Below are 450 nucleotides of genomic sequence, written 5' to 3'. Positions count from 1 at the left end.
CCCTTCTGACTCATCAGCGACTTGTGGGTGACACCTACGACCGCCAACGCCTGGGCAACCAGCTTCAGCGCCTGATCGGCCGCATGGATGCAGGTCAACTTAGCGAACACGCCCTAGAGCAATCGCTGGAAGACACCCGGATGCCCCTCAGCCCAGGCTCCTCCTACAGCCAGGCGCACCATAGCCCCGCAGGGTCCACCGTCATCCTTGCACAGTTCATCCACGCCACGGGCAGGGCCCTGCCAAGTACCCGTGAAGCGTTGCGCGATCTTCAACAGCAAATGAGCGGGAACCCGGACATTCTGCTTTCAGACGCAGTGCTCGCCGAGGGCTACAGCCGCGCGGTGCAGCAGCAACCGAAACCCTCCATGCCGCCGCGTATCGAAGTACCCCCGCACTCGGTGATGGGCGCCTGGATGACGCTTTACCGATCCCACCTGGAACAACCGG

General features: G+C 62.9%; 1 protein-coding gene. It reads left to right on the top strand.

The features are described 5' to 3' along the window. Positions 1-23: 23 nt before the first annotated feature. On the top strand, positions 24-450 hold a 427-nt coding region (locus tag AC066Y_RS43320), incomplete at its 3' end, for a hypothetical protein (RefSeq protein ID WP_478279148.1).

This window comes from Bradyrhizobium sp. USDA3010 (genome assembly GCF_056429065.1).
The sequence above is the reverse complement of the archived record's forward strand: the minus strand, read 5'-3'. Positions and strand labels throughout refer to the sequence as shown.